At 66.8% G+C, this 14,659-nt stretch carries 13 protein-coding genes; 8 read left to right on the top strand and 5 right to left on the bottom strand.

Annotated elements, in window-relative coordinates; all coding sequences use genetic code 11:
• Positions 1–9 precede the first annotated feature (9 nt).
• The 3 genes from HL671_RS03110 to HL671_RS03100 are packed head-to-tail and all read left to right on the top strand — an operon-like array spanning position 10 to position 3,060.
• On the top strand, positions 10–810 hold the full coding sequence (locus HL671_RS03110) for an ABC transporter substrate-binding protein (RefSeq protein ID WP_172235553.1): 801 nt from the start codon (positions 10–12) through the stop codon (positions 808–810).
• Positions 797–1,690: a polysaccharide deacetylase family protein gene (locus HL671_RS03105; RefSeq protein ID WP_172235552.1), complete on the top strand. Its 894-nt coding sequence runs from the start codon at positions 797–799 to the stop codon at positions 1,688–1,690. The genes HL671_RS03110 and HL671_RS03105 overlap by 14 nt, the downstream gene beginning before the upstream one ends.
• Positions 1,687–3,060, top strand: a complete 1,374-nt coding sequence (locus tag HL671_RS03100) for an amidohydrolase family protein (protein WP_172235551.1) — start codon at positions 1,687–1,689, stop codon at positions 3,058–3,060. The genes HL671_RS03105 and HL671_RS03100 overlap by 4 nt, the downstream gene beginning before the upstream one ends.
• A gap of 6 nt (positions 3,061–3,066) precedes the next feature.
• On the opposite strand, the gene upp is transcribed toward HL671_RS03100, so the two are convergent.
• The 3 genes from upp to HL671_RS03085 all read right to left on the bottom strand — a co-directional run bounded on the left by upp (position 3,067) and on the right by HL671_RS03085 (position 6,331).
• Positions 3,067–3,696, bottom strand: a complete 630-nt coding sequence (gene upp, locus HL671_RS03095; RefSeq protein ID WP_012042319.1) for a uracil phosphoribosyltransferase — start codon at positions 3,694–3,696, stop codon at positions 3,067–3,069.
• A gap of 139 nt (positions 3,697–3,835) precedes the next feature.
• Positions 3,836–5,059, bottom strand: a complete 1,224-nt coding sequence (locus HL671_RS03090) for a URC4/urg3 family protein (protein ID WP_172235550.1) — start codon at positions 5,057–5,059, stop codon at positions 3,836–3,838.
• A 15-nt stretch (positions 5,060–5,074) separates the two neighbouring features.
• Positions 5,075–6,331: a GTP cyclohydrolase II gene (locus HL671_RS03085; protein WP_172235549.1), complete on the bottom strand. Its 1,257-nt coding sequence runs from the start codon at positions 6,329–6,331 to the stop codon at positions 5,075–5,077.
• Positions 6,332–6,585: 254 nt separating this feature from the next.
• Here HL671_RS03085 and HL671_RS03080 point away from each other — a divergent pair, with 254 nt between their 5' ends.
• Positions 6,586–7,815, top strand: coding sequence for an amidohydrolase family protein (locus HL671_RS03080; protein ID WP_012042322.1), 1,230 nt, complete (start codon positions 6,586–6,588; stop codon positions 7,813–7,815).
• Positions 7,816–7,949: 134 nt separating this feature from the next.
• A complete protein-coding gene (locus HL671_RS03075; RefSeq protein ID WP_172235548.1) occupies positions 7,950–8,876 on the top strand; it encodes an N-carbamoyl-D-amino-acid hydrolase in 927 nt (308 codons plus the stop codon).
• Positions 8,877–9,129: 253 nt separating this feature from the next.
• Here the strand turns inward: HL671_RS03075 and HL671_RS03070 are convergent, their stop codons facing one another.
• Positions 9,130–9,789, bottom strand: a complete 660-nt coding sequence (locus HL671_RS03070; protein WP_172235547.1) for an aspartate/glutamate racemase family protein — start codon at positions 9,787–9,789, stop codon at positions 9,130–9,132.
• 129 nt (positions 9,790–9,918) lie between these two features.
• On the opposite strand from HL671_RS03070, the gene hydA reads away from it, so the two are divergent.
• The 3 genes from hydA to HL671_RS03055 all read left to right on the top strand — a co-directional run bounded on the left by hydA (position 9,919) and on the right by HL671_RS03055 (position 13,355).
• The gene (gene hydA / locus HL671_RS03065; RefSeq protein ID WP_012042325.1) at positions 9,919–11,388 is read left to right on the top strand and encodes a dihydropyrimidinase; all 1,470 of its coding nucleotides are present in this window, start codon (positions 9,919–9,921) and stop codon (positions 11,386–11,388) included.
• A gap of 232 nt (positions 11,389–11,620) precedes the next feature.
• Positions 11,621–12,592, top strand: coding sequence for an NAD-dependent epimerase/dehydratase family protein (locus tag HL671_RS03060; protein WP_012042326.1), 972 nt, complete (start codon positions 11,621–11,623; stop codon positions 12,590–12,592).
• Position 12,593: 1 nt separating this feature from the next.
• Positions 12,594–13,355 carry an SDR family oxidoreductase gene (locus tag HL671_RS03055; RefSeq protein WP_012042327.1) on the top strand — a complete coding sequence of 254 codons (762 nt, stop codon included), beginning with the start codon at positions 12,594–12,596 and terminating at the stop codon, positions 13,353–13,355.
• A gap of 331 nt (positions 13,356–13,686) precedes the next feature.
• Here HL671_RS03055 and HL671_RS03050 read toward each other — a convergent pair whose 3' ends face one another.
• Positions 13,687–14,583, bottom strand: a complete 897-nt coding sequence (locus HL671_RS03050; RefSeq protein ID WP_012042328.1) for a LysR substrate-binding domain-containing protein — start codon at positions 14,581–14,583, stop codon at positions 13,687–13,689.
• Positions 14,584–14,659: the final 76 nt, after the last annotated feature.

The following is a 14,659-nucleotide window of genomic DNA, read 5'->3' as shown; positions in this document are numbered from 1 at the left end:
AAGTCGATCATGTTGGCCGCTGTCGCGACTGCCGTCGTGACCGGCGTCGCTGCGGCTGCCGAGCTGCCCGCCGACATCAGGCAGAACGGGCTGCGCATCGCCGTGGTGCCGAACTATCCACCGATGGAGTTCAAGGATCCGGCCACCGCGACCCTGACCGGATTCGACGTCGAGCTCGGTGAGGCGCTGGCGAAGAAGCTCGGCGTCAAGGCGGTCTGGCAGGAGACCAGCTTCGACCAGCTGATGCCAGGCCTCGCCACGCAGCGCTTCGACGTCATCCTGACCGGCATGACCGACTACAAGAGCCGGCAGGAAACCGCGACCTTCATCGACTACCTGCGCAGCGGTCCGCGCTTCTTTGTGCAGGCCGCGCGCGCGGCCGAGTTCAAGGAGCCAGCCGCGCTGTGCGGCAAGAAGGTCGGCGCCTCCAGGCGCACGATGTTCCCGAAGGACATCGCAGCCTGGAGCGAGAAGAACTGCGGCACGAGTCCGATCGCGTTCGTCGGCACCGAGGGCTCGGCCGATGCGCGGACACAGCTGAAGCAGGGCCGCATCGATGCCGCCGTGCAAGGCAACGAGACCTTGCCCTACATCATGGACCTCGAGCCGAACACCTATGTTCCCGTGGGTACGCCGATCGCGCTCCAATACACGGGGCTCGCGACGCCGGTAAAGGCGGAAGAGCTGCGCGAGGCGCTGCGCGGCGCGCTGGAGGTGATGATCGCCGACGGCAGCTACAAGGCGCTGCTGACGAAATGGAAGCTTGGCGACAATGGAATCGAGAAGGTGCTGATCAATGCTGGAGAGTAAGGCGCTCGCGAGCATCCCGGTCGTTCCGGCCAACACGGCACCGCCGGCGCCGGACTATCCATGGCCCACGCCGTATAAGGCGGCGATGTTCCTGTCGTTCGACATCGACGCGGAGAGCGCCTGGACCTCGAAGGATCCGGCGCATGCGGCGCGGCTGGTCACGATGAGCTTCGGCGGCTATGAGGCGCGCGTCGGCACGCCGAAGCTGCTCGAACTGCTCGCGGAGCTCGACCTGAAGGCGACGTTCTTCATCACCGGCTGGTCGGTCGATGCGCATCCGGCGATGGCGGAGGCCGTGCTGAAAGCGGGCCACGAGATCGGCCATCATGGCTATCACCATCTGCTGCCCGATCCCGGCGATCCCTTCATCGTCGAGGAGATCGAGCGCGGTTTCGAGGCGATCCAGCGCCGGCTCGGCGTCCGGCCGATCGGCTACCGCGCGCCGTTCGGCGAGTTCTGCGAGGAGCTACGCGTGGCGCTCGTGCGCCAGGGCATCGTCTACACCTCCTCCTTTCGCGACGACGTCCGGCCCTATCGTCATCGTCTCGCGGACGGCAAGCCGGGCACGATCGAGATCCCGGTGACTGCGAGCTATGACGATTGGATGCACGGCCTGTCGGCGCGGTTCTCGCCGCGCTCGATCTTCCCGAAGGAGCATGTGCTCTCGATGTGGAAGGACGAGCTCGACGAGGTGCGGGACTGGGGCGCGATGGTGACCACGGTGCTGCATCCGCAGGTCTCCGGACGGCCGATGCGCTTCCGGCTGCTGCGTGAGTTCCTGGCCTACGCCAAGTCGTGCCAGGACGTCTGGATCACGACCGGTGCGGAGATTGCGGCGAACTATCAACGTCACGAGGCGGCCGAGACGAAGGGCGCATGAGCACGACAGCGATCTTCGGCAGCTATGTGCTGACGCGCAAGGATGGCGCGCAGGACGTCCTGCGCGATCACTGGGTGCTGGTCGAGGGCCGGCGCATCGCGGCGATCACGCCGAGCCGGCCGGTGGCCGACGAGGTGTTCGACCGGCCGGGCCGCTTCGTGCTGCCGGGTCTGTTGAACCTGCACAACCACATCTTTAGCGAGGCGATCGCGCGGACCTTGACCGAGGACGGCAATGGCCGCCGCAACAACAAGAGCATCATCTATACGGTGCTGCTGCCGCTCTCCAAGCGCGGCGCCGAGATCCTCACGGCCGAGGAGCGGCTGGCGATCGGCCGCATGGGCGTGCTGCAGCTGTTGAAGGGCGGCGCCACCACGGTCATGGAGCCGTTCCGCAACGCGATCCCCGAGTTGTTCGACGCGGCCTGCGAAATGGGGCTGCGCTTCTACGGTGCGCCCTATCTGTTCTCGACCGGGGATGCCAAGGCGGATGCCTCCGGCGTCGTGACCTATGCCGGCGATGACGGCGAGGCCGACCTCGCGATCTGGAATGCGCTCTATCAGCGTTGGCACGGGCAGGGCGATGGCCGCGTCCGGCTGGCGATGAGCCCGCACGCGACCGATACCTGCGGTCCCGATCTGATGCGCGCCATCGCCGCGCGGGCGCGCGAGCTCGACGTTCCCATCACCATCCACATGGCGCAGAGCGCGGGTGAGGTGGCGACCATCGCACAGCGCCATGGCGGCCGCACGCCGGCCGAATATCTCGACTGGCTCGGCCTGCTCGCTCCCGACCTGCTCGCCGCGCACTGCCACGCCTCGACCGATGCGGATCTCAGGCTGATGGCGGCACGCGGCGCCGGTGTGCTGAACTGCCCGCGCGTGTTTGCGCGCGCCGGCATCACCGCCGCCTTCGGCCGCTTCGCCGCGCATGGCGTGCGTACCGCCATCGGCACCGACGGCTACAACATGGACCTGCTCGGCGAGCTCAATGCGGCCTCGTTGATTTCCAAGATCGCGCTGGGTAGCGCCGAGACGGCGAGCGCGCCGGAACTGATCGACGCGGTCACTGCAACCGCGGCCGCCATGATCAAGCGCGACGATCTCGGCGTGATCGCCCCGGGCGCGACCGCCGATCTCACCATCGTCGACATGACGCATCCGCATCTTCAGCCATTGCACGATCCCCGTCGCGGTCTGATCGCGCTCGCCAACCGTGCCAATATCGACCAGGTGATGGTCGACGGCCGGCTGCTGATTCACGACGGCCACTATCTCCACGGCGACGAGGCCGCGATCACGGCGGCGGGGGCGACGGCGATCGCGAAGATCTGGGCGCTGCCGGAGGCGCAGGCGGCGTTTGCGGGCTGACTGCGGCTACCGCGTGCCGTAGGCGCGATCGCCGGCGTCGCCGAGGCCGGGGACGATGAAGGCGTCGTCGTCGAGGCCGTCGTCGATCGCCGCCGTCCACAGCGCGACGTCGGGATGCAGCCCGCGGACGCGCTCGACGCCTTCAGGCGCGGCGATCATGCAGACCATGCGGATATCCTTGGCGCCGCGCTCCTTGAGCCGGTCGACCGCGGCGACCGCGGTGTTGCCGGTCGCCAGCACCGGCGTCACCACGACGGCGAGGCGTTCCTGGAGGTCGGACGGCGCCTTGAAGAAATATTCGACGGCGGTGAAGGTCTGCGGCTCGCGATACAGGCCGATATGTGCCACGCGCGCGGTCGGCACCAGGTCGAGCATGCCGTCGACGAAGGTGACGCCGGCGCGCAACACCGGCACAAACACCAGCTTCTTGCCGGCAATCTTGGCCGACTGCATCCGCGCCAGCGGCGTCTCGACCTCGACCTCGGTCAGCGGCAGATCGCGCGTGACCTCGTAGCAGAGCAGCATGCCGATCTCCTTGAGGAGCTCACGGAACGACTTGGTCGAGATCGACTTGTCGCGGATCAGGGTCAGCTTGTGCTGCACCAGCGGATGATCGACGACCGTGACGCCTTCCATGGCTTTTCTCCTATTCTCCAGCACCGTCATTGCGAGGAGCGAAGCGACCAGGCAATCCTGACTTTCTTTTCGGCCTCGGATTGCTTCGCCTCGCTCGCAATGACGTGCCCGCGAGTCGGCGAGTGTTCCCGAAAACCTCTTAAAACACCGTGCCGTCGCTGATGATGGTCAGGGGCGGCGAGCCGTCGGGGCGGCGGGCGAAGGCGAGCTTGCGGCCCGCGGCCCAGCTGCCGCCTTCGAGGATGCGCGCCAGCGGCAGCTGCTCAGGCGCCTGCCCGGTGCGCTGGCGGATCAGCTCGGCCAGCCGGTCGAGCAGGGCGACGGTCAGGGCTCGCCATTCCACGACCAGCGGCGAATCCACGGCATGGGCTCGCCCGGCATCAGCCGGGTCGCGTAGCAGCAGCACGCCGCCGTCGACGAACAGGCCGCCATTGCGGTATTCGGCAAGGCCGGTGAGGCCGTCGATATCAGCCACCTCTAAGCCGGCGCGCTGCAGCGGTTCGATCAGCGAATAGCTCAGCCATTGCGACAGTTTGTGCAGCGGGACGAGACCGGTGGTGGCATCGTCGGTCACAACAGAGTCATGCCGCCAGCAATCGCCGAGCGCAATGCCCTGCAGCGTGAGGCGTGATGGCCAGATCGGGCCGAGCTGTAGCAGGACCTGCTGCAGGATATCGGCGGCCTGGATGCGGGCGTTCGCAGCGCCAGCGGCGAACTGATCGAACAGGCAGCCGGGACGCGGGCTGTCCTTCGCACCGAAAATCTCCGGCTTCGCCGCAACGACCTCGCCCAGCCGGCGCAGCAGCGCGACGCGGCCCTCGAGTCCGACCAGAGGATTGTCAGGCCCGACCTGAAAGCCGCGCTCGAGATCAGCGACCGTGAGCTGCTTGAGCTTGGTCGCGTCGGCGCGCAAGGGATTGCCCGCGTCGGCGGAGAAAGCGCCGCTCGCGAACATGTCGAGGCTCGCCAGCGCCAGCCCCTCGGAGCGACCGATCTGAGTGCCGGTCACGGCATCCTGATAGCGCCAGGCCGCGCCGGCGCCGGCGTCCAGCAGGACGCTGGTGATGGCGAGATCGAACTCGGCGCGCGCGCGCGCGGCGGCATCCGGCCAGCTCACTCTGCCGGCCATGTCGGTCCAGCGATCGACGCCGCCGACCACGAAGTGCCGCCAGCGCGAATGAAACGGCACCGTGCCGCCGGGATAGGCCTTGCTGGTCACGTCCAGCACGAGATCGGCGATCGTATCGAGTTGGCCGAGATCGATCCGGAAGTGCGGCAGCTTGTCCGCAAGGCCGAGTGCAAGCAGCTGATGTGCCCGCTCGCGCACGGCACGGGCGGACAGGAGGTCAGAAATGTCAGTCATGATCTGCCGTGACGCTCAGTACTTCTCGAGCGGACGGCCGACCGTGTCGCCGAGCTCTTGCGGCTTCTGCGGCTCCAGCGAGAAATAGCCGGCAGCCTTCTTGGCGGCGATCTCGACATGGGCATCCGCCGGGATCAGCTCGTCCGGGATCGGCACACGCTCGACGATGTCGACGCCCTTGCCCGTCAGCGCATCATGCTTCATGTCGCTCATCGAGATGAAGCGGTCGATGCGAGTGATGCCGAGCCAGTGGATCACGTCGGGCATCAGCTGCTGGAAGCGCGCGTCCTGCACGCCGGCGACGCATTCGGTGCGCTCGAAATAGGCCGCCGCGGCGTCGCCGTCCTCCTGGCGCTTGCGTGCATTGTAGACCAGGAACTTCGTGACCTCGCCGAGCGCGCGGCCTTCCTTGCGATTGTAGACGATGATGCCGAGGCCGCCGTTCTGTCCCGCCGCCACGCACTCCTCGATGCCGTGGATCAGATAGGGGCGGCAGGTGCAGATGTCGGAACCGAACACGTCCGAGCCGTTGCATTCGTCATGCACCCGACATGTGATCTTCGTTCTCGCATCATTCAGCTTGGTGACGTCGCCAAACAGATAGACCGTGGTGCCGCCGATCGGCGGCAGGAACACCTGCAGATCGGGACGCGTCACCAACTCCGGATACATGCCGCCGGTCTGCTCGAACAGGCCGCGGCGCAGATTGGTCTCGCTGGTGCCGAAGCGCGCGGCAACGCCGGGCAGATACCACACCGGGTCGATCGCGATCTTGACCACCGACACGCTGCCATTGGCATGCACGACATGGCCATCATGGACGAGCCGCTTGGCCGCGAGCGCGGCATGCAGCTCCGGCAGTTCGATCCGCGCCTTGGTCACCGCGATGGTCGGCCGGATATCGATGCCTTCGGCGATCTCGCTGCCGAAACTCTCCGCGACCAGATGGCCCCAGGGGTCGAGGGCGACGATCTTGGCCGGATCGCGCCACTGCCCGAACGGGCCGATCGTGGCGGCGGGATGGGTGTTGGTGAGATCGGGACGGCGGATCGGATCCAGCGCGCCGGATGATACCGCGAGCGCGCGGTAGACCGTGTAGGAGCCGCCATGGCTGCCGATCACGTTGCGGTCCTGCGGCCGCGACACCGTGCCGATGATCGGCCCGCGCTCGCGCGCGCTAGCAGCGCCCCATTGCAGCGGGAAATGATGCTTGGCGCCTGGCACCGGGTGCGAGGTCAGGCGAATGTGATCCGTGCGGTTGGAGCGAGTCATCGGACGGCCACCCCCAAAACGGCAACGGCCCGCCTTGACGACGGGCCTGAGCACAACGAGTTCACGTTTTCCATGCACCAATATAGCAGTTTTTCCACAGCAAACAAGTGGTCGAAGGCCGCCGCCTATTTGTAAACGAATGGTGACGAAGCAGGGTGGCGTTGCAGCGCGGATGGCCGCCCTGGCATGGCGCTTGCCTTTTAGGTGCGAGGCCGCCAGCTTGGCGCGCACGGAGTCTTCGACGGCAAGGCGGCATGGACCTGATCATTCGCAACGCGGTGCTGGCGCAGCAAGGCGAGCTGCGCTGCGCCGATATCGGAATTTCCAAAGGCCGCATCGCGGCAATCGCGCCGTCGCTGCAGGCCGACGGTGAGGCGCGCGACGCCGAGAATTGCCTCGTCGTGCCAGGCTTGATCGAGACGCACATCCATCTCGACAAGACCTGCATCCTTGATCGCTGCACGATCCGGGAAGGTACGGTCGCCGAGGCCGTGCGCGAGACCGCGGCCGCCAAGCGCAATTTCACCGCCGAGGATGTCTATGCCCGTGCGAAGCAGACCGTGGAGCGCTGCGTCAGCCACGGCACGATGCGCATGCGCACCCATGTCGAGCTCGATCCCGGCATCGGCTTCGTTGCGTTCGAGGCGATCCAGCAACTGGCGCGCGACTATGCCTGGGCGCTCGATCTGGAGATCTGCGTCTTCCCGCAGGAAGGCCTGACGAACTATCCAGGCACCGAGGAACTGCTCATCGAAGGCCTGCGCCGCGGTGCGCGCACCATCGGCGCCGCGCCCTATTTCGACAGCGATCCGCCGGCGCAGATCGACCGCATCTTCGCCATCGCGCGTGACTTCGATGTCGACATCGACATGCATCTCGATCTCGCCGAGACGCTCGACCACATGCAGATCGAATATGTCTGCCGCAAGACCGAGGACTATGGCTGGGGTGGCCGCGTCGCGGTTGGCCATGTCACGCAGCTGTCACTGCTGCCGCCCGAGCGTTTCCAAACGATCGCAACGCAGCTTGCCAATGCCGGCGTCGCGGTCACCGTGCTGCCGTCAACCGACCTGCATCTGATGGGCCGCCGCCAGGATCACGCCATCCCGCGCGGCGTGGTGCCGCTGCAGCCGCTCCGCGACAAGGGCGTGACGTGCTCGCTCTCGACTAACAACGTGCTCAACCCGTTCACGCCCTATGGCGACGGCTCGCTGATCCGCATGGCCAATCTCTACGCCAATGTCTGCCATGTCTCGCGGCCCGATCATCTCGCCGGCTGCCTCGATATGGTGACTCATGATGCGGCGAAATTGATGCGGCTCGGCGACTACGGCATCGCTGTCGGCGCGCCGGCCGACCTCGTCTGCATCGATGCTGCTGATCCAACCGAGGCGGTGGCGACCCTGGCGCAGCCGCTGTGGGGCCTCAAGCGCGGTCGGCCGTCGTTCTCGCGTACGCGGCCCGTGCTGCATCGGCCGGGCTGAGGCGGACCGTTCTCAGATGAAGCTCTTTCAACGCGTCATTGCGAGCGAAGCGACGCAATCCAGGGCCCGCGCAAGGACTCTTGATTGCGTCGCTTCGCTCGCAATGACGGCGGGTCTAACGCCGGAGACTTACCATGCGCGTGATAAATATCGCTGCCGCCCAGATGGGGCCGATCCAGCGCGCCGACAGCCGCGCGGCGGTCGTGATGCGCATGATCGCGCTGCTGGATGAGGCCAAGCGCAAGGGCGCCGATCTCATCATCTATCCCGAGCTGGCGCTGACGACGTTCTTTCCACGCTGGTACATGGAGGATCAGGCGGAGGTCGATACGTGGTTCGAAAAGACGATGCCGAACGAAGCGGTTCAGCCGCTGTTCGATCGCGCTGCGCAGCACGGCATCGCGATGTATCTCGGCTATGCGGAGCTGACGCCGGACGGGCACCACTACAACACCGCCGTCCTGACCGATCGCAACAGCACCATCATCGGCAAGTATCGCAAGGTGCATCTGCCCGGCCACGACGAGTTCGAGCCCGCGCGCAGCCACCAGCATCTCGAGAAGCGCTATTTCGAGCCCGGTGATCTCGGCTTTCCAGTGTGGCGCAATCTTGGCGGCATCATCGGCATGGCGATCTGCAACGACCGCCGCTGGCCGGAGACCTATCGGGTCATGGGCCTGCAGGACGTCGAGCTGGTGCTGATCGGCTACAACACGCCGTCGGTGAACTCATTGAAATCAGCGGAGGGCCTGCAGCAGCGGCTGTTACACAATCGGCTCTCCGCGCAGGCCGGCGCATACCAAAATTCATGCTGGGTGGTCGCTGTGGCCAAGGCCGGTGTCGAGGACGGTCATCATTTGATCGGCGGCAGCCTGATCGTCAATCCCGATGGCGAGATCGTCGCGGAGGCGGCGACCGAGGGCGACGAGGTGCTGGTCGTGCCGTGCGATCTTGATGCCACCCGGTTCGGCAAGCAGACGATCTTCGACTTCGCCCGGCATCGCCGGGTCGAGCATTACGGGCTGATCACGAGCCGCACGGGTGCGGTGCCGCCGGATTGAACAGCGAGTCTTCGCTGATAGAACTCAGCAAAGAGCAGTTGTTGGACACCAGTGTTGCTACAACGACGGTGTCGTCCCGGCGAACGCCGGGACCCATACCGCGGAAGCTATCGAGGAACGCAGCTGCGAGTTGCCTGCCTCACCGCAGCCGATGGTTATGGATCCCGGCGTTCGCCGGGACGACAGCGAGTATGAGGCGGCCGGTCGGTCAGATCCGAAAGTTGCAGAGCGCGAGGCTCAGCGAGACATCCACTCACCCCGCAAACGCCACCGCGCCCAGCGCCATCGTCACCGCCGCCTGGGTCGGATCGATCACCGGAATGCCCAGCGCACCCTCCAGATTCTTGCGATGCCGCGCCATGCCGGCGCAACCCATGACGATCGCGCCGGCGCCGTCCTCGTCCTTCAGCGCGCGGCCGACCGCGATCATCTTCGCCAAGGTGCCTTCGCCCGACGCCGTCTCCGCCACCGTCATGTCAAGCGGCCGCTCGGCCGCGAGCCGGTCCATCAGCCCCATCTGGCGGAGATAGCGGATGTGACGGCGGATCGAACGTTGCGCGATGGCGAGCACGCCGAAGGTGTCGGCGCGGGTCAGCGCGGTGAGCACGCCGCATTCGGCGATGCCGAGCACCGGCCGCGTCGTCGCCTCGCGGCAGACATGCAGGCCGGGATCGCTGTAGCAGGCGATGACAAACGCGCTGGACGCATTATCGCCCTCGACGAAGCGTCGCAGCGGCAGGGTGACGCTGTCGGCATCCTTCTGGCTCTCGATGCCGTAAGGTCCGTCCTTCAACGTCTCGCAGACGATCTCCGGCCCATCCGCGAACATCAGCGGCCGCAGCGCAGCAGCGAGACCGTCGGTGACCACCTGGTTGGAGTTCGGGTTGATCACGGTGATGCGCGGGCGGGACATGGGAGCTACCTGCTTCTTCAGTGTTGACGGCGCGTGACAGGCAACCACTATGCCACGGCTGACGCAATGGGGCCGATGCGGCTCCCCCGCGTCCACGGCGTTCCATCTGGCAGAACTGAGGAGATCGCGATGACCGAGCCGGCCTATGACCTGATCATCCGGGGAGGGCGCGTCGCCACCACCACCGACACGTTCGAGGCCGACGTCGCCATATCAGGCGAGACCATCGCGGCGATCGGCCACGGGCTGGGGCCTGCGAAGCGCGAGATCGACGCGCGCGGCAAATATGTGCTGCCCGGCGGCGTCGACAGCCATTGCCATATCGAGCAGCTCTCTGCCGCCGGCATCGTCAACGCCGACACGTTCGAGAGCGCGACCACCTCGGCGGCGTTCGGCGGCACCACGAGCGTGATTTCCTTCGCCGCGCAGCATGTCGGTATGCTGTTGCCGCAGGTGGTTGAGGACTATCACGCGCTGGCGCGCAAGGGGGCCGTCATCGACTACGCGTTCCACATGATCGTCGCCGATCCGACCAAGGAGACTTTGGAGCGCGACCTGCCGGCGCTGATCCGCCAGGGCCACGGCTCGATCAAGATCTTCATGACCTATGACCGGCTCAAGATCGACGACGAGCCGTTGCTCGACATTCTCGTCGCCGCGCGCGAGGGCGGCGCGATGTTGTGCGCGCATGCCGAGAACCACGGCATCATCTCGTGGATGGTGAAGCGGCTGCTCGCGCGCGGCTACACCGCACCAAAATATCACGCCATCAGCCATGCCCGCTTCTCCGAAGCGGAAGCGTTCAATCGCCTGATCGGCATGGCGGCGCTGGTCGACCAGCCGATCATGATCTTCCACGTCTCGACCGCCGAAGGCGCCAAGGTGATCCGCGATGCGCGCGGGCTGGGGCTGAAAGTGTTTGCCGAGACCTGCCCGCAATATCTGTTCATGACTGCTGACGATCTCGACAAGCCGGGCATCGAGGGCGCGAAATGGATGTGCAGCCCGCCGCCGCGCCGCGCGCCGGACCAGGAGGCGCTGTGGCAGGCGCTGTCGCTCGGCGATCTGCAGACGATCTCCTCCGACCACGCGCCCTATCGCTTCGACGAGACCGGCAAGCTGCGCGCTGGTCCCAATCCCAACTTCAAGCAGATCGCCAACGGCCTGCCCGGCCTGGAGCTGCGGCTGCCGCTGCTGTTCGACGCGATGGTGTCGAAGGGACGGCTCGGGCTCAACAAGTTCGTCGAGCTGACCGCAACGTCGCCCGCCAAGATCTACAATCTTCATCCGAAGAAGGGCGCGATCGCGATCGGCGCCGACGCCGACATCGCGCTGTGGGATCCGGACAAGCGCGTGACGATCAGCGACGCTGACATGCACGACCTCGCCGGCTACACGCCGTTTGCCGGGCGCAGCGTGCAGGGCTGGCCGGTGACCGTGCTGTCGCGCGGCCGCGTCATCGTCGATGGCGGCAAGCTGTTGGTGCAGCCCGGCTCCGGCCAGTTCCTCGCCCGCAGCGGCGGCGAGGCGGCGAAGCCCACCGGGCGGCTGGTGCCGGACATGGATCCCGAGCAGAATTTTGGCGCGACGCTGCTGTGAGCAGCCGGGCCGACCACGGTCCGTGGCCTCGTGCTTCGAGACGGGCGCTTCGCGCCCTCCTCAGCATGAGGAGGAAGAGCGAGCCTTGCGGCGCGCAAGCTGGTTCTCCTCTCCATGAGCACGCTGCTCATGGTCAACGTGCAGCGCCGCACCCGGCGCTAAATCCTCATGGTGAGGAGGCTGCGCCAGCAGCTGTCTCGAACCATGAGGCCCTGACGGAGAGGCGTTTTCCATGCATGTTCTGATCTTCGGCGGCGCCGGCTTCGTCGGGCTCAACGTGGCGCAAGGCCTGCTGGAGCGTGGCCACGCCGTCACCATGTTCGATGCGGCGCCTCTGCCGAATGCTGCGCAGCGCGCCTTTGCTGATCACGGTGATCGGCTGCACGTGATCACGGGCGATGTCACTGACGAGCGCGCCGTTGCTTCTGCCATTGCCGGCGGCTGCGATGCCGTCGTGATGGGCGCGGCGATCACCGCCGGGCCCGAGCGCGATGCGGCGGACCCCGAGCGCATCCTCGCGGTCAACCTGCTGGCGCAGGTGCCGATCCTGCAGACGGCACGGAGCAGCGGCGTGCGCCGCGTGATCAACCTGTCCTCGGCGGCGTCCTACGGCGCGAGCGGCCAGCGCTTCGCCGTGCTGGAGGAGACGATGCCGTGCGAGCCGGTATCGCTTTATGCGATCACCAAGTTCGCCTCCGAGCGCGTCGCGTCGCGGCTCTCCGATCTGTGGCAGACCGACGTGATCAGCGTGCGGCTGTCGGCGGTGTTCGGCCCGTTCGAGCGTGGCGGCGGCGTGCGCGACACGCCGTCGCCGCAGGCTTTGATCGCGGCCTGCTGCGCGCGTAACGAAGCGGCACTGCTGGACGAGCCGGGCGAAAAGGATTGGGTTTACGCCGTGGACGTCGCCGACGCGGTCTGTCTGCTGCTCGAAGCCGACAAGCCGCAGCATAGGCTGTACAACATCTCCAACGAAGCGACGTTCACGGCCGAAGCGTGGGGACGCAGCTTTGCCCAAGGCCGCCCCGGCTTTGTCTGCCGCCTCGCCACGCAGGGGGAGACACCGAGCGTGCCGGTGTTTGCGCCGAGCCGCGGGCGGCTGTCGACGACGCGGCTCGCGGATGAGTTTGGCTGGCGCGCGCGCTTCGACTGTGTAGGCTCCGCCGAGCATTTCGGCCGCTGGTTCGATCAATATGGGAGAGGCTGAGATGAGGCTCGCAGGCAAGGTCGCGGTCATCACCGGTGGCGGCTCGGGCATCGGCCGCGCCAGCGCCGTGATGTTTGCGCGCGAAGGTGCGTTCCTTGCGCTGGTCGATCGCGACGCCGCGGGCGCCGAGGAAACACGCGCGCTGATGCGCGATGCAGGCGGTGACGGCAGCGTCCATATCGGAGATGTCGGCGACGCCGATTTTGCCAAGACCACGATCGAAAACGTCGCCGCGGCGCGCGGCCGGGTCGATGTGCTGATGACCGCGGCCGGCTTCTCCTGCGGCGGGACCGTCGTCACCACCGATCCCGCCGATTGGGACGCGGTGTTCCGCGCCAATGTCGGCGGCACCTGGCTGTGGGCGAAGGTCGCGGTGCCGATCATGCAAGTCCAGAAGTCTGGATCGATCATCACTGTGGCGTCGCAGCTCGCGGTCGCCGGCGGCAAAGGCAACAGCGCCTATATCGCCGCCAAGGGCGCGATCATCAGTCTCACTCGCACGATGGCGGTTGACTTCGCGACCGACGGCATCCGCGTCAACGCGCTGGCGCCGGGCGCGATCGACACGCCGCTGCTGCGCCGGAGCTTCGCCCGTCACGCCGATCCGGAGCCGGTGCGCGAGGCCTCGCGCCTGCGGCATGCGATGAAGCGCTTCGGCGAGGCGGACGAGGTCGCCGCCGCTGCGCTGTTTCTGGCCAGCGACGAGGCGTCGTTCACCACGGGCATCGTGCTGCCGGTGGATGGCGGCTGGCTGGCGGCGTAGTCGTGGTTATGAGTCCGGATCCATCCGAGCTGGACACGGGTCTGTCTCACACTCGCTAGTTTTCGATACAGATATCAGAATGCGGACGGTGCCCCGCCTCGTCCCGCGTGCGGGGAGAGGCCGGATTGCATCGCCAGACGCAATCCGGGTGAGGGGGACTCTCCGCACGGCCGGTGCGAGTGGCTGTCCCTCACCCCAACCCTCTCCCCGTAAGGACGGGGAGAGGGAGCGCACCGCTGTTGCGGCGATGGTCCGGCTCGAACTTCCGGACAACGGAGAGGCAATCTTGCTGATGGAGCAAGGCGTGGGCGAACTCAGTTCGGCTCAGCACTCATCGCTTTACTGGCGCCTTCCGGTCACGTCCGCGCAGGATATCCGCGAGCGCCGTAGCGTTGCGCGACAGCGGCTCGAAGCGCGGCGTCAGCAGATAGGCGCGCATCGGGATCTTCGGCGCCAGGGGACGGGCGGCGAGGTCGGGCCAGGCCCGGCCGCGCAGCACGAATTCGTCGACCACCGCAAGGCCCGCGCCGGCGCGGACCATCGCGCAGGCGTCGGGCGTGTAGCGCACGATGGTCGTCGGCTCAGGGCTGCCGCCGGCCAGGGCCTGCGCGACGATATGGCCGTAGGGCGTCTGCGGGCCGAAGCCGACCAGCGGATAGGGCGCGATGTCTTTCGGCCGGATGCTGCGCAGCCTTGTCAGCGCGTGATCGACCGGCATGATCACATGCAGCGCGCCCTCGGCGATCGTTTCCACCGCGACCGTCGGCTCGTCGACCGGCAGCACGGTGATGCCGAGATCGGCGCGTGCTGTTCCGACGCGGTTGACAATCTCCAGAAGCGTCAACGACTCGAACTCGACACGCAGGTCAGGAAAGCGGCTGCGCAGCCGCGCCAGCGCCTCCGGCACCATGCTGTGGCCCGCGCTCGGGCTCGCCACGACGCGGATCGTGCCGGTGCCGCCGGCGCGCAGCTCATCGGCGAGATCGTTGATGCGCGCGACGCCGCGATGGATGTGCTCGACCTCGGCGAACAGCCGTTTGGCCTCCGGCGTCGGCTGCACCCGGCCGCTGATGCGCTCGAACAGCTTCAGCTTGAGGCCATCCTCGGTATAGGCCAGCAGCCGGCTGATCGCCGGTTGCGACACCGACAACAGCCGCGCGGCGCCGCTGATCGAGCCTGATATCATGATGGCGCGGAACACTTCGATCTGGCGCAGATTGAGCGGCATGCGACCTCTTGTCTCGCAGCTGAGCGCCCGACTTTAGCTGCAGCCGGTATCCCATAACAAGCTGTTATGGGCCGCG

Origin of the sequence: Bradyrhizobium denitrificans, assembly GCF_013179005.1 — a bacterium.
Lineage (GTDB): Bacteria > Pseudomonadota > Alphaproteobacteria > Rhizobiales > Xanthobacteraceae > Bradyrhizobium > Bradyrhizobium denitrificans.
Note: the sequence above shows the minus strand (reverse complement) of the source record. Positions and strands in the feature narration are given on the sequence as shown.

What these genes read in the sequence shown, in the direction of transcription:
- HL671_RS03050 (WP_012042328.1), bottom strand. Translation starts at nt 14,583, where the DNA reads ATGCCGCTCAATCTGCGCCAGATCGAAGTGTTCCGCGCCATCATGATA.
- HL671_RS03055 (WP_012042327.1), top strand. Translation starts at nt 12,594, where the DNA reads ATGAGGCTCGCAGGCAAGGTCGCGGTCATCACCGGTGGCGGCTCGGGC.
- HL671_RS03110 (WP_172235553.1), top strand. Translation starts at nt 10, where the DNA reads ATGTTGGCCGCTGTCGCGACTGCCGTCGTGACCGGCGTCGCTGCGGCT.
- HL671_RS03075 (WP_172235548.1), top strand. Translation starts at nt 7,950, where the DNA reads ATGCGCGTGATAAATATCGCTGCCGCCCAGATGGGGCCGATCCAGCGC.
- hydA (WP_012042325.1), top strand. Translation starts at nt 9,919, where the DNA reads ATGACCGAGCCGGCCTATGACCTGATCATCCGGGGAGGGCGCGTCGCC.
- upp (WP_012042319.1), bottom strand. Translation starts at nt 3,696, where the DNA reads ATGGAAGGCGTCACGGTCGTCGATCATCCGCTGGTGCAGCACAAGCTG.
- HL671_RS03070 (WP_172235547.1), bottom strand. Translation starts at nt 9,789, where the DNA reads ATGTCCCGCCCGCGCATCACCGTGATCAACCCGAACTCCAACCAGGTG.
- HL671_RS03060 (WP_012042326.1), top strand. Translation starts at nt 11,621, where the DNA reads ATGCATGTTCTGATCTTCGGCGGCGCCGGCTTCGTCGGGCTCAACGTG.
- HL671_RS03090 (WP_172235550.1), bottom strand. Translation starts at nt 5,059, where the DNA reads ATGACTGACATTTCTGACCTCCTGTCCGCCCGTGCCGTGCGCGAGCGG.
- HL671_RS03100 (WP_172235551.1), top strand. Translation starts at nt 1,687, where the DNA reads ATGAGCACGACAGCGATCTTCGGCAGCTATGTGCTGACGCGCAAGGAT.
- HL671_RS03080 (WP_012042322.1), top strand. Translation starts at nt 6,586, where the DNA reads ATGGACCTGATCATTCGCAACGCGGTGCTGGCGCAGCAAGGCGAGCTG.
- HL671_RS03105 (WP_172235552.1), top strand. Translation starts at nt 797, where the DNA reads ATGCTGGAGAGTAAGGCGCTCGCGAGCATCCCGGTCGTTCCGGCCAAC.
- HL671_RS03085 (WP_172235549.1), bottom strand. Translation starts at nt 6,331, where the DNA reads ATGACTCGCTCCAACCGCACGGATCACATTCGCCTGACCTCGCACCCG.